General features: G+C 38.0%; 11 protein-coding genes. 4 read left to right on the plus strand and 7 right to left on the minus strand.

The window, feature by feature from the left end; translation table 11 throughout:
* On the minus strand, positions 1–623 hold a 623-nt coding region (locus tag ACKPQ5_RS02160; protein WP_407677450.1), incomplete at its 3' end, for a c-type cytochrome domain-containing protein.
* Positions 624–770: 147 nt separating this feature from the next.
* Between ACKPQ5_RS02160 and ACKPQ5_RS02165 the strand changes: the two genes are divergently transcribed.
* The 4 genes from ACKPQ5_RS02165 (at position 771) to ACKPQ5_RS02180 (ending at position 4,201) form a co-directional block, all read left to right on the plus strand.
* Positions 771–1,760 carry an FAD:protein FMN transferase gene (locus tag ACKPQ5_RS02165; protein ID WP_407677451.1) on the plus strand — a complete coding sequence of 330 codons (990 nt, stop codon included), beginning with the start codon at positions 771–773 and terminating at the stop codon, positions 1,758–1,760.
* A 118-nt stretch (positions 1,761–1,878) separates the two neighbouring features.
* Positions 1,879–2,109: a 50S ribosomal protein L28 gene (gene rpmB / locus ACKPQ5_RS02170; protein WP_407677452.1), complete on the plus strand. Its 231-nt coding sequence runs from the start codon at positions 1,879–1,881 to the stop codon at positions 2,107–2,109.
* Positions 2,110–2,147: 38 nt separating this feature from the next.
* Entirely contained in the window at positions 2,148–3,044 is an 897-nt protein-coding gene (gene asd / locus ACKPQ5_RS02175; protein WP_407677453.1) for an archaetidylserine decarboxylase, read from the plus strand.
* A 65-nt stretch (positions 3,045–3,109) separates the two neighbouring features.
* A complete protein-coding gene (locus tag ACKPQ5_RS02180; RefSeq protein WP_407677454.1) occupies positions 3,110–4,201 on the plus strand; it encodes a PulJ/GspJ family protein in 1,092 nt (363 codons plus the stop codon).
* 13 nt (positions 4,202–4,214) lie between these two features.
* On the opposite strand, the gene ACKPQ5_RS02185 is transcribed toward ACKPQ5_RS02180, so the two are convergent.
* The 6 genes from ACKPQ5_RS02185 to ACKPQ5_RS02210 form a co-directional block, all read right to left on the minus strand.
* Positions 4,215–4,988 carry a helix-turn-helix domain-containing protein gene (locus ACKPQ5_RS02185; RefSeq protein WP_407677455.1) on the minus strand — a complete coding sequence of 258 codons (774 nt, stop codon included), beginning with the start codon at positions 4,986–4,988 and terminating at the stop codon, positions 4,215–4,217.
* A 1,022-nt stretch (positions 4,989–6,010) separates the two neighbouring features.
* Positions 6,011–6,514: a peptide-methionine (S)-S-oxide reductase MsrA gene (gene msrA, locus ACKPQ5_RS02190; protein WP_407677499.1), complete on the minus strand. Its 504-nt coding sequence runs from the start codon at positions 6,512–6,514 to the stop codon at positions 6,011–6,013.
* Between the two features lie 127 nt (positions 6,515–6,641).
* Positions 6,642–8,189, minus strand: coding sequence for a glucose-6-phosphate dehydrogenase (zwf, locus tag ACKPQ5_RS02195; protein ID WP_407677456.1), 1,548 nt, complete (start codon positions 8,187–8,189; stop codon positions 6,642–6,644).
* A 14-nt stretch (positions 8,190–8,203) separates the two neighbouring features.
* Positions 8,204–8,626: a YraN family protein gene (locus ACKPQ5_RS02200; RefSeq protein WP_407677457.1), complete on the minus strand. Its 423-nt coding sequence runs from the start codon at positions 8,624–8,626 to the stop codon at positions 8,204–8,206.
* A 34-nt stretch (positions 8,627–8,660) separates the two neighbouring features.
* Positions 8,661–11,195, minus strand: coding sequence for an ATP-dependent helicase HrpB (gene hrpB, locus ACKPQ5_RS02205; RefSeq protein ID WP_407677458.1), 2,535 nt, complete (start codon positions 11,193–11,195; stop codon positions 8,661–8,663).
* 639 nt (positions 11,196–11,834) lie between these two features.
* Positions 11,835–12,995 (minus strand): tetratricopeptide repeat protein, encoded by a 1,161-nt coding sequence (locus tag ACKPQ5_RS02210; protein WP_407677459.1) that lies wholly within the window; start codon positions 12,993–12,995, stop codon positions 11,835–11,837.
* Positions 12,996–13,016 lie beyond the last annotated feature (21 nt).

Below are 13,016 nucleotides of genomic sequence, written 5' to 3' on the forward strand. Positions count from 1 at the left end.
TCTTCAATCCACCTGCGGAGCATAAATAAGTCAGTTGAAGACAATGGATCATTTCCTTCGGGGGGCATAAACATCTCATCGTCTTGCGGTAAAGTGCATAATACCCAAAGATCACTCTCTAAAGGCTGGCCGGGAACAATAACATAATCGGAAGCAAAGGCATGCTCGAAACTATCTAACCTTAATTCGCCTTTCACTTTTCCTTCGTAGTGACAAGCAACACAATTTTGTTCCAAAATAGATTGAATGTTGTCAACAAAAGTCACTGTCTTTGGTAATCTTTTAAGGGGTACAAGAACCTCTTCATCGGGCCAATTTGCACCGGCCAATATCCATTTTTTTAAAATTTCCTTCTCTTGATCGCGGAGTGGATAGTCTTTGTCCTCATGCTTGAATGGAGGCATTACCAATTCATCATCAGAAGGCAGGGTTGTCGTCCAGTAGAGAGAGCTATCATCAGGTTTTCCCGGAACGATAACATCGTCACCTGCAAAAGCGGCTTCTTTGGTATCCAATCTTACTTTCCCTTTTACATTTCCCTCACGGTGACAGCTCACACAATTATGCTCTAAAATAGGTTTTACATCTCGAACAAATTCAATTTCCGCGTGAGACAGAGGCATTATAAATCCCAATGATAAAAGTAATAGGGTGCTAAAGTATAACTGATGCATAGTGTGGTATGGTAATAGATAATGTATTAACAATCTTCCTTTATCCCAAAATTCTTTGGGCAAGAAAAGCTTTTTAAGATATTAATTTGTAATCAAATGAAAATATTTTCCTTACTGCTATTCATTTTTCTTTTCCTGAAGTCCTCTTTGTGTGCCAATGAAAAAGCAAATTCTGAGTATAGAAAATATAGTCAAACCTGCATGGGGACAAAATTTAATTTATTAATCGACGAACAAAATATTCTACTTTCTAACACTGCTGCCCAAAGCGCGTTTAAGGAAGCCCACCGTTTGGATAAAATATTAAGCGATTATAATAGCAACAGCGAGCTTTCGATCCTTTCTCAAAATTCAGGTTCTCCTGATTCTTTCTCCGTTTCTGATGATTTATTTTATGTATTAGCATGTAGCCAAGAGCTCGCAGTTGAAACTGAGGGTGCATTTGATATCACAATTGGACCATTATCGAGATTATGGAGAATTGCCCGATTTAAAAAAGTTCTTCCCACGAATGAAAAACGATCGAATGCACAAGAGAGAATGGGGTATCAAAATCTCAAGTTAGACTATGGTCGTAAAGAAGCACTTTTATTAAAGAGTGGAATGGTTCTAGACCTTGGCGGAATTGCAAAAGGCTATGCAGCCGATCGAATGTTTACTATTTTAATGGAACAGAATGTAACCCGATTTTTGATAGATGCGGGTGGTGATATTTTATTAGGAAACCCCCCTCGAGGAAAAGCGGGATGGAAAATATCAATTGGCGGTAAAAAACACCCCGATTTACCAAATCTTGTACTTGCGAATGTTGCAATTGCAACCTCTGGCGATTTAGAACAATCAATAACCTTTTCAGGAAATACATACTCTCACTTGATCAATCCTAAAACTGGAATCGGCCTTACAACCATGGCACAGGTCACTGTAATTGCTCCCAACGCCACCCAAGCGGACTCTCTTGCATCCGCATCTCTAGTTCTTGGATCAAAAGAGGGAATTCCATTCTTAGAAAAAAAGCCAGGCGTTCGGGCGTTTTTTCTTGAGCAAAAGGACAATGAAACCGTCCTTCAGAAGACTAAAGAGTAAAATTAAATCATTAAAATATTAGACCTCACTAGCTGCAATAATTTACTCCATTAGATGATTGAACTTGTCAGATAAAGTTTAATCCTACATTATAGAAATCTTTAATCTATTTATACCCATGGCTAGAGTATGTGCAATAACAGGTAAGCGTCCAAAAGTAGGCGGACGAATCATTCATAAAGGTGTCAGCAAAAAAGCTGGAGGAATCGGTTTGCAGTTGGTCAAAAACAACAAGCGAACTTTCCGACCTAATGTTCAGCGGATTCGCGTTAAGTTGGCGAGTGGCCAGGTTAAACGGATGTGGGTATCGGTTAAAGCGATCAAAGCGGGTAAAATAGAAAAAGGTTAATTTTCTGTGGTCAATGAGAGGCCACTTTCCCACGATCAATGATCGAGGATATCAAATTTTTAAACCGCGATTCAGGTTGCGTTGAATCAGAGAAAGTGTACGGAGAAAATTGGTTGTCTTTGATTTATGGGACTCCCTTCGGCAAAATTCCTCTGTGGGTTGCCATAAAACGTGCTTGGTTTTCAAAATGGTATGGGCACAGGATGGACAATCCAACTAGTAAAAATAAGATTACCCCCTTTATCAAGAAATTTGGATTGAATGAAGATGAATTTCTTAAAAAGCCGAGTGAATATAAAACATTTAATGAATTTTTCAGCCGGCAACTGACCAATAACGCTAGACCGATTGATCCAAACGAAGGTTCAGTTATATTTCCAGCTGATGGCAGACATTCAGGAATCCAAAACTTGTCTAAAATTGAAAGCATTTTTGTCAAAGGTCAACAATTTGACTTACCGGCACTCTTTGAATCAGATGAATTAGCAAGACCATACCGGGAAGGTTCAATGGTCATTAGTCGCTTGTGTCCAGTTGACTACCATCGTTTTCATTTTCCTGTTGCAGGAATTTCTTCCATTCCACAATTAATTAACGGCTCACTCTATTCAGTAAACCCAATTGCACTTAGAAAAAACATTGGAATCTTTTGGCAAAATAAAAGGTATCTTTCCTTTATTGAAAGTTCAAATGGGGGTAAAGTTGCATCCTTTCTGGTAGGGGCAACCTGCGTGGGTTCAGTAAAGATTACATCCACATTACCAGCGAATATTACTAAAGGAGAGGAATACGGATACTTTCTTTTTGGGGGCTCATCTGTTTTAACTCTCTTTGAAAAGGACGCCGTTTCGCTTGCAGACGATTTAATAGAATCGACCACAAGCGGAATAGAACTTTACGCAAAAATGGGACAATCCCTGGGGATTATAAATTAAACTATCAAAATTTCTCTCTCCTTGCATAAATAAATTTTCAACTCTACATTTTAAGTCTTATTAAAATGTCTGTACATCGATCTTCCAAATCTGGATTCACTGTTCTTGAGTTACTCGTCGCGGTTTCAGTGACTGCACTTCTTGCAGGAATGTTACTCAATATAACATCTCAAGTGGTCAGAACTCAAACACAGGCATCCGGAGATCTAGAAACAAATCAAGTTGCGCAGTTTATCTTAGATCGGATTCAGGAAGACCTACATTGTGCCGTCTACCGAAACGACGGAAATGTTTGGATGGCAGCAACAGTCCTGGAAGATTCAACTACTAGCGGTTCATGGAAGGAAGCAAAAGTACCAAAACCAACGAATGAATCTCTTAGAATAACTCCCAATGACTGGTCAGATGGTCCCAATGATCCAATCTCCGATGCGAACAATCAAATTTCTCTGATCAATTCTCGATTCGGAATGGCGGGTACTTTTTTTCGCTTTTTTACCATAGCTCCTGAGCTTGACCCCGATTCAACTAACACAGGAGGTGCACGAGCAATTTCTTACCAAATTGTACGGCATGGCTTAACAGCATCTTCGACTTCCCGTCCTCGATATCAGATATTTAGATCTGATGTATCTGCAGTACAAACATTTAACGCAGGCTATAATCTGCACCCTAATTCTGGTTCCTACATTCAAACTTCCAATGGGGTTCGTACACCAGGAAATATCAAAAACCCTATTATGGATGGAGCTGATGGAGCCTCTACCGACTTTTCACTTGCTTCCAATATTATAGATTTTGGAATTAGAGCCTACCTAATTGAGAAAAATAGTTTTGGTACTGGAAATTTAAAACAAATTTTTCCAGATGTTAATGCATCAAGTGGAGGCGGTACTCCCCCGTATGAATATTTAGCTACAAGCAATCCCAACTACAGAGATTCAGGAAAACCAAATCGCCTTTATTCTTTCCCTGAAGTTATTGATGTTATGCTCCGGGTAATGACAATTGAAGGGGCATCCGCCATTTCAGCTTATGAAGAAGGATTAATCCCAACCCCTAAAGGCATGTCCCCTCAAGAATATTGGTGGGAACTCGCAGAAAAAAATTCTGAAGTTTATATACGCAGGATCAGAATATTTCCTACTGGCATATAAAATATTTCAGTCCTTAAGCGAAACCTTTTTGTTTACGATATTTAAGCGGAGTCACCTTCATTTGACGGCGAAAATGTTGCGTAAAGGAACTTTGGTCGTAAAAACCATTTTCTTTCGCAATCACAACAAGCTTTTTGTTAGTCGTAAGCAAGTCATCGCAAGCAGCTTCGATACGAGTTCGGGTAATAAACTGCATCGGTGCTATTCCAAAAAGTTCAATAAAACCACGATGCAATTTACGATGGTTTAATTCAGATTCCTTAACTAGGTCTGCTATAGCAAGATCCTTCCTGAATTTTTGGCGAATTAGACCAACAGCACGGCCAATACCATCCTCACGTTCCCATTTAAGTTCTCCATCATCGTGGGGACGCACAGTTCCCATAATTCCGGTAACATTTCCATCAGTATCAAACATTGGGTATTTATTCGTAAGACACCAACCTGGTAATCCTTGTTTGTTGAAAAACAACTCGAGAATATTTAACCTCGGTTTTTTGGTCTCGAAAACTAAGCGATCCTCCCTCCTGAAATGTTCAGCAAGACGAGGAGGAAATAGATCAAAATCCGTTTTGCCCTCTAAGTCCTTCTCCGATTCTAACCCAAAACGTAATAATAGACTCTCATTCACAAATATGAGTCTGTGGTTTAAATCTTTTATAAAAAAGGAGACTCCCGGTATGTTCTCGAAAATCAAACTCAACTGCGCTGCACTAGAGTTTTGATTCTCAAACCAATTATGTAAAAATTTTGTATTACTAAGACTATTTTGCTGAAAATTTTTCATTTATGTTAAAATTGACAATGTCAATAAAGCTAATTTTGTGTTTATCATTACAGAAACTTTTTCCCACCATAATATATTTTGCCTTTTTTACAATAGGTTTTTCTTTAAATTTAAAATAACCTGCTGAAGGGAGATAAAATATTTAGTAAAATCATAATAAATTATTCTTATTAAGTATTTACTAAAGTAATTTATCGATACCCATATATCAAAGGTTCATTTTAATTTTTTAGTTAGAATAAACCAAAAAAAGATTTTTAAGAATTCCTGATTAAACTAAATTAGGCTGATTATCTAAATTTAAATTGGTGAAATACTTCAATGGGTTTTGATACCTCTATTTTTATGTTTTAATTTTATTTTTGAACCTCACAAAGTTACGTTTTTTTATTCTTTTTTTGCTATACTCATGTAATCTAAAAAAATTCAGCACTAACTAGAGGTTTAAAACTTCCTGCTTCCACTGCTGTTTCGACGGCGTCTTTTGGGGGAGCACCAATTAATTGGGTGCCCATGATTAGAAGAGAAGTTACAGATAGTATTATTTTTTAAAGGTTTAAATTGTATGTCAAAATTTATGACAATACATGTGTATTCGTCCGTTGTTTGATTTTGGGTTCAAAAAATCAAACTTTTTTTACTTACATTAAGTCCGGATCTATATTGATAACCCTAATCGAAGAAAGATTTTCTAATTAGGGGGCAGATTACTAATAAAACAGCTTATAACTCGGCCCTGAGATCCCATATTCGTTTCCATAGCCATAATAACCTCCTCCAATCTGGCTTGGTTTTTAGTCTTTAAGATGAAGTAGCTTCAGCTTGGGAGTTATTCATTTTTCCAACTTTGAATTGGAAAACGTAATCCGGTTCGGAACCCATGTGCAGATTCGTAATGTTTACAAAACCATTGATATCCGACATGGCAAAATACCCCTTGGTGAAGCTTTTTAATTGAACAACAGGGGAATGCCGTAAGTTCGAAGCCTAATTAAATAAATAAGATAATTAGTAGAAATAGCTTACTCTAAATTAAGCTTCTTTAACTTAGGTCTAATCACAAAATTACAATAACCCTCATTCGGATTCTTCCTGTAATAATCTTGGTGGTACTCTTCTGCAGAATAAAAGACGGGTACAGCTACGATTTCGGTAACAACAGGGTCTTCTAATTTTTTACTAAGTTTCTCTTTCCATTGAATTGCCAATTCTTTCTGCTTATCAGAGAGGTACATTATAGTAGACCGGTATTGGGTACCAACATCTGCGCCCTGACGATTCAATGTTGTCGGATCATGGCAATCTCCAAAGATATCAAGTACTGCAGTAAAGCTGATAACGGCGGGATCGAATGTTATCTTTATTACTTCAGCATGACCTGTATTTCCAGTACAGATTTGCTTATAGGTTGGATTCAAAATCTCACCTCCAGCATATCCAGAAATTACATCCTTGATCCCATCTAGTTTTTCAAAAACTGCTTCCGTACACCAAAAACATCCTCCACCTAAAACAATTGTTTCCATATTTACCTTTTTAATAATATCTAATTCAACCTCCTCTAAGTCAGTTTTAATCGAGGCTTCCTCTTGACGCAAACAACCAGCGTTAATTAGTAGCGCGATCATACAAAAATAAGAATAATATTTCATTTTAATCATAACTTCTTCCCGTTATCCATTCGTGTCCACTTCCAAGTAAAAGTTTATCTGCCGCCAAAGGCCCCCAAGTTCCTGAGGCGTAGCTTTCCAAGCCTTGTCGGCCCTGACTATCCCAATAGTCGAGAACAGGGGAAAGCAGTCCCCAGGACATTTCCGCTTCGTCGCCACGAATAAAAAGAGTTCCGTCACCATTCAAGGCGTCGAGAATAAGCCTTTCGTAAGCCTCTGGTGTATCTGAACCAAAAGTCGTTTCATAGCCAAATGCAAGTTTAATTGGCTGAAGTTTTGTTTCTAATCCTGGCGTTTTTGAATTTAGATATAATGTGACTCCTTCATTGGGTTGAATTCGAATGACCAGTAAATTTGGCGAAACCTTTAGTCGGGAATCTTGACCAAATAATATGGCAGGAGGTCTAGTAAACTGAACAACAATTTCACTTGCTTTCATTGCCAGTCTCTTTCCTGAACGCAAATAAAACGGAACGCCCTTCCACCTCCAATTATCTAAATACAACCTCATTGCCGCATAGGTCTCTGTACCAGAATCTTGAGGGATGCCCTCTTCATCGAGATAGGCTTTCGTCGGTAAGCCTCCTACTAGACCGGCCGCATAAGAAGCACGAACTACATCCGGGCTTTCCCCTTCAATAGCCAATGGTTTTAGGGCTTTTAGGGCTTTTACTTTTTCGTCACGAATTGATTCAGGATCCAGGGATGAAGGCGGTTCCATGGCAGTTAATGCAAGCAATTGCATCACATGGTTTTGAATCATATCTCGTAGTGCACCACTTTTATCATAGTACCCACCACGATTTCCAACTCCTATGTCTTCCGAAACCGTAATTTGTACGCTCGATACATAATTACGATTCCAAACTGGTTCAAAAATTGAATTCGCAAATCGCTGAACAAGCAAGCTTTGCACGGTCTCTTTTCCAAGATAATGGTCGATTCGAAATACTTGGGATTCATCAAATCGTTTATTAATAACCTGGTTCAATTCATGAGCCGATTGTAAATTCCTCCCAAAAGGTTTTTCAATAATTACCTTGGATGCTGTTTCTGTACCACGGTGCCTCTTCGCTAATCCGCTTTCTCCGAGGTTTTCCAAAATCGGCATAAAGACGCCCGGTGGAGTGGACACATAAAAAAGGCACTGTGCTTTGCAATCAATTTGTTTCTCAATCTTCGAAATCTTTTTCTCTAAAGTTAGAAAACTATTTAAATCATCATAAGCTCCTGCGTGAAAAATAAGATTCTTTTCTAATGTATTCCAAGTAGATGCCTCAATTTTTCTCCTCGAGTGAGCGTCTAGGGCTTCCTTAATTTCATTTTTAAATGATTCATCACTTATCGCGGACCTACCATACCCAATTAAAAAGCATTTCTTTGGTAATAAATTATCTTTGGACAAGTTAAAAATAGCAGGGGCTAGCTTCCGTGCAGTCAAGTCTCCAGAAGCACCAAAGATTATAATAATCGTCGGGGGCGTTTTTCTATTTAATGAGGTTTTAGAGTCGGTTGTAGAAGTGTTTATCATTTTAAGATATATCTTTAATGCAAGGACTCGTGGAAGATGGCAATATTTTCATGATGAAAAACTTTCACATTTTTATTGCCTGACATAGGTAAATCAATTTCTACCACGTCAAACCGGTAAGAAGGGGGACAATCCTGCATTTCTCTAAGATAGGCTTTGAAGGAGCGTAATAAAGCGGTTCTTTTTCTTTTGTTTAGCGACTCAAACCCTGTGGTAAAAGAGTTTTCTGACCTCGCTCTTACCTCAACAAAAACTAACATTTCTTGATCCATACAGATTAAATCAATTTCATTTCTTCGGTCTCGTAAACTTCGCCAATTTGAATAAAGGACCACGAAGCCTTTTTTCTTTAAATATTTTCTCCCGAGCCATTCACCATATTCTCCGTTTTCTTTTCCATTCTTAAATGTTGGCTTTATGCCGAAGGTCCATTTCAAAAATTTCCAATACATCCTTATTTAGACAAAATTATTAACGCCATTCATGCTTAGGATATCGCCCCGCTAATTCTTTCTTAATTTCTAGGTATGAACCTAGCCAAAATTCATTAATATTGTTTGTCACTTGAACGCACCTCTCATTGGGGGCTAAGATATGGAGAGTAACTCTATGTTTTTCAAAAACTACCCGAGGCTGCTTTGAGATATCATATAAGTCCTGCAATTTGACCCGCATCACTGCATGACTGCCCTCATAAGTGATACGGTATGGTCTTTTTCCATTATTCAAAGAGAATGTAGAGGGTGTTGCCTGCTCCAACAAATCAAGTTCTTCAATGGAATAGAGTTTTTGTAAAACAGGCAGGACTTCTCTATTTCTTATTTCTTTCCAACTTTTTGCATCTTTACAAATTTCTTCAAATAATAAATGCCTCAGGTCTGAACTAAATTGAGGTACATTATATTCTGGATAATGAGTACAGAGGAATGAAATTTTGGAGACAAAGTGGTCCACTTGATTATCCCACTTTTTTAAACTAAGATTACCGGCCTTAAGCTCAGTTGAGTAAGCATTTTGAAAGTCTTCTTTTCCCTCGCCTTCTCTTTCTTTAACATTGAATTTAATCGTTCCAATTTGATCATACTCTCTTCGAATAACTTGCCTAGTATCGGAGTGCAATGCGACCTCCTCACCACTTATTACCCTTGTTCTTAAGACATCTTTTACAATTTGGTCATTCAACTCAGTTACATGTTCCATTTCTAGCCCAATTTTTCCCTTAAGGGCCTTTTCCACTAAACGAAGAGCTATGACCCATTCTGCTTTTTGTACTTCTGAAAATTTACTTACATGTAAATGGATTCCATTAATACTTTCGTACATCCCAGTCCCTCTACTCTTTAATCGAGCAAGATGATCTGGGAAGGCAACGAGGAAAACCTCTGCAAAATCTCTCATTTTCGGAAATTCAAAATGAAAGGAATTCAACCCCGCTATTTTGCAAAACCGAAAAGCCAATTTTTCCGCTTCCCTACACCTAAGAGCATGGATTCCAACATACTTACATCGGTCAACCGAAAATTCCTCTTCCTTGGCATATAACCATACGCCCAGTAATAACCTTAAGTCAGAATCCAATTCGTTGGAATGTTTCTCAGCAAAAGTTTTAGATAAAAACGAATCTACGATCTGTTGGTTAAATTCCTTATGAATAATAGGGCTTCTGTCTTCAATTAATGCTAAGGCGAGTGCAAACGCAGGGAGACAACCCAAATCCTTGGCTAATAATAACGCCATCCCAAGTTTTGGATTAACTGGAAATTTACAAATTTCTCGTCCTTTATCTGTAATGAGTGAATTCGAACATAACGCCCCAAGCGCATGTAAGGTACTACGAGCTCGATCCAAGGATTCAACTGATGGCTTATCCAGCCAACATAGTGAAATCGGGTTTTTCTCAATAGTACATAAATTTAAATAAATTTCAGATAAATCTAACCTTTTTATTGCGGGAACCTCTTCATTCTCACGGTTTTCATGCTCCTTCTCACCCCATAACCGCAAGCAGTAACCCGATGACATTCTACCCGCTCGTCCTGCTCTTTGATCCGCCGCACTTTTACTTATTTTTTGGGCCAGTAAAACATTAACCCCTCGAACGGGATCAAAGCTCGATCTTTTAGCAACTCCAGTGTCAATTACAATGCGGACTCCCTCGACAGTTAATGAAGTCTCAGCAATGTTAGTACTGACAATAATTTTTCTTTCCGCGGTTTTTTTAAGGGCAAATTCTTGATCCTCAATTCTCATATCACCATAAAGTGGTCGAACCAAAAGTGACTTTGCCCATGGTGCCGATTTTATCTCTTGAATTATTCTAGAAATCTCAAACGCACCTGAAGCGAAAATTAAAACATCCCCGTCATGATTGATTAAACATTTTCTTAACTCAAATGTGACTCGCTTCCAAATAACTTCATTCAATTGCATTGAGCGGTATTCAATCTCAACTGGGTAATTTCTAAATGATAACTCAAGCGATTTACTTTTGGGTAAGTATTGGGTAACTTGCTCTAATGATAGCGTAGCAGATGTAACCACGAGTTTAATGGATGGCCTTTCTGTATTCTGTAATTCACGCAGCAGAGCTAACGAAGTATCCATTTGTAAACTTCGCTCATGAAATTCATCAAATATTACTAGTCCAACACGAGATAAAAGTGGATCGCTTAAAATTTTTCTAAATAATACACCATCTGTTAAATATATAATTTTAGTATCTCTCGAAGTCTTATTCTCAAAACGAACTTGATATCCTACAGAGTCTCCGATTTCAGATCCCATTATTCCCGCAACACGTCGGGCCAATAAACGAGCTGCTATCCGCCTTGGCTGAACGACTAAAATTTGTCCCTGAACTAAATTTTCTTTTAAAAGGAGCAGTGGCAATCCAATAGATTTCCCAGAACCAGTGGGCGATTTTAAAACCAAGCTTGGGCTCGAATGAAAAGCATCTTTAATTTCATTAAAAGCCTTAAAAATTGGCAAATCTGACAGTTCATTCATCCCTCAAAATTTATTAATCATACAAAATTTTCAACAGTAAAAAAGGTATTATTTTCATTTAATCAATTCTAACTATTTTCGGCTTAGGTAGAGTTTTTTAGGTAGGTTAATTTCCAAGATCCCATTACTGAACCTAAATGATAATTTAGAAATATTATATAATTTAGAAATTTCAAATCTACGCGTATTAAATTTCAGAATGGAGGAAGTGGACTTTTTATGATCATCAACTGATGCTTCCCAATTTATAATTTTTCATCCACAAAGAAGTTGAATTCCTTCCTTTGTAAAAACGGGCACACAAACCTCAATCGTAAGCGTCGAATCATGTTCTTTATAATCCGACTCCATTATAGCCAATTGCCTCCCTTCTGTTTACCCTTTCAAACCCTCGGTCAAAAGTATTGAAAAGGGAATCGATTACATCGCTGAGGGAAGTCGAATCTAGTTTGTTTATTATTTGTATAGGATTTATTGGTGAGTAATTATCTAGATTGATGCTTACTAAATACCAATATAAATAAACATTAAAGATAAGGTGAACAGAAACTTACATATATCGACAAGAGACAAGAAGAGCCAAAATGTCCCACCGCAAGGGCGGGCAAAACTATCGAGTCACCTTGTCTCGGCAATGGATTAGAAGAGTGATTTGTATGAAGACAGCAATTTCTGAGAAATTTTATCCCCTTTCTGGGAGGCAACCGAGAGCCACTCTTTCGCTAATTTAAGATTTTTATCGGTACCTTTTCCTCCTAACTTCATCAAACCTATAAATCTTGCTGCCTCCGCATTGCCTCCCTGTGCAAGAGGAAAGAAAAGTTTGTAGGCTTTATCATAATTCCGAGTAACCCCCACTCCAGTGTAATACTTTCGAGCCTGATCCATTCGTGCGAGATCATCTAAAATTGGCTGATCTTGCCCTAAATCCAAGTCAGGACTGGAATCGACTAAATTGGTAATTTGCTCGGGTGGGGCTCCTCTCTTTTGCAAGTATTTTTTGGCAAGTTGATGATTTTGAGCAGCGGCATCCTGGAGGAGCTTCAAGCCTTCAGTTGTATTTTTATTAATTCCATCCCCGCCATCCAATAAAAGTAAACCCAATGAATACTGGGCCTCCGAAAAATTTTGTTTTACTGCCAACCTTAACCACTGAGATGCTTTGTAAGCATTTTTTTCGACACCATCACCATTATAATATGCCATACCTAGATTAAAACGAGCAGTTAAAGATTTTGCACGTACCGCTTTTGATAAAAGATTGATTCCCTTATCCGTATTTCTGTCTAACAGTCCAGGTAAACCCCTTAAATAAAGAGCACCAATCGTTGCCTGCGCTTGCGGATAGCCTAATTCTGCAGATCGCATGAATAAACCCAATGCTCTAGTAACATTCGTAGGAATTACCTGGAAATCTATTTCCCCCATACAATACATCGCGACAGGATCTCCATCAGATGCATACCGTTGTAATCTTAAAGCCGCATCTTGATAGAGCCTAGTGGCAGCAACTAGATCACCTTTCAACATAGCTAAATTTGCTAGATTATAAGCACCAAAAGGATGGTCTTGTTTAACTGCGACATTTGACCACTTTCGAGATAATTCTATGTTAACGGAGGAACCTCCCTCACCCGATCTTAGATATATACCAAGCAACCCTTGATAATATGCTGAACCAGACTGCGCATTTTCTATGATATTTTGATATGATGTTTCCGCATTCCATCGCTCTGTTTTTGCCGACAGTAACGAATGGAAAATAATAAGTGCACTAAAGACACATTTTTGAATATTCATCACTTACAACAATAGGTATAT

Origin of the sequence: Candidatus Seribacter sulfatis (assembly GCF_964187635.1) — a bacterium.
Classification (GTDB): Bacteria; Verrucomicrobiota; Verrucomicrobiia; order Opitutales; family Seribacteraceae; genus Seribacter; species Seribacter sulfatis.

What these genes read in the sequence shown, in the direction of transcription:
- ACKPQ5_RS02165 (WP_407677451.1), top strand. Translation starts at nt 771, where the DNA reads ATGAAAATATTTTCCTTACTGCTATTCATTTTTCTTTTCCTGAAGTCC.
- rpmB (WP_407677452.1), top strand. Translation starts at nt 1,879, where the DNA reads ATGGCTAGAGTATGTGCAATAACAGGTAAGCGTCCAAAAGTAGGCGGA.
- asd (WP_407677453.1), top strand. Translation starts at nt 2,148, where the DNA reads ATGATCGAGGATATCAAATTTTTAAACCGCGATTCAGGTTGCGTTGAA.
- ACKPQ5_RS02180 (WP_407677454.1), top strand. Translation starts at nt 3,110, where the DNA reads ATGTCTGTACATCGATCTTCCAAATCTGGATTCACTGTTCTTGAGTTA.
- ACKPQ5_RS02185 (WP_407677455.1), bottom strand. Translation starts at nt 4,988, where the DNA reads ATGAAAAATTTTCAGCAAAATAGTCTTAGTAATACAAAATTTTTACAT.
- msrA (WP_407677499.1), bottom strand. Translation starts at nt 6,514, where the DNA reads ATGGAAACAATTGTTTTAGGTGGAGGATGTTTTTGGTGTACGGAAGCA.
- zwf (WP_407677456.1), bottom strand. Translation starts at nt 8,189, where the DNA reads ATGATAAACACTTCTACAACCGACTCTAAAACCTCATTAAATAGAAAA.
- hrpB (WP_407677458.1), bottom strand. Translation starts at nt 11,195, where the DNA reads ATGAATGAACTGTCAGATTTGCCAATTTTTAAGGCTTTTAATGAAATT.
- ACKPQ5_RS02210 (WP_407677459.1), bottom strand. Translation starts at nt 12,995, where the DNA reads ATGAATATTCAAAAATGTGTCTTTAGTGCACTTATTATTTTCCATTCG.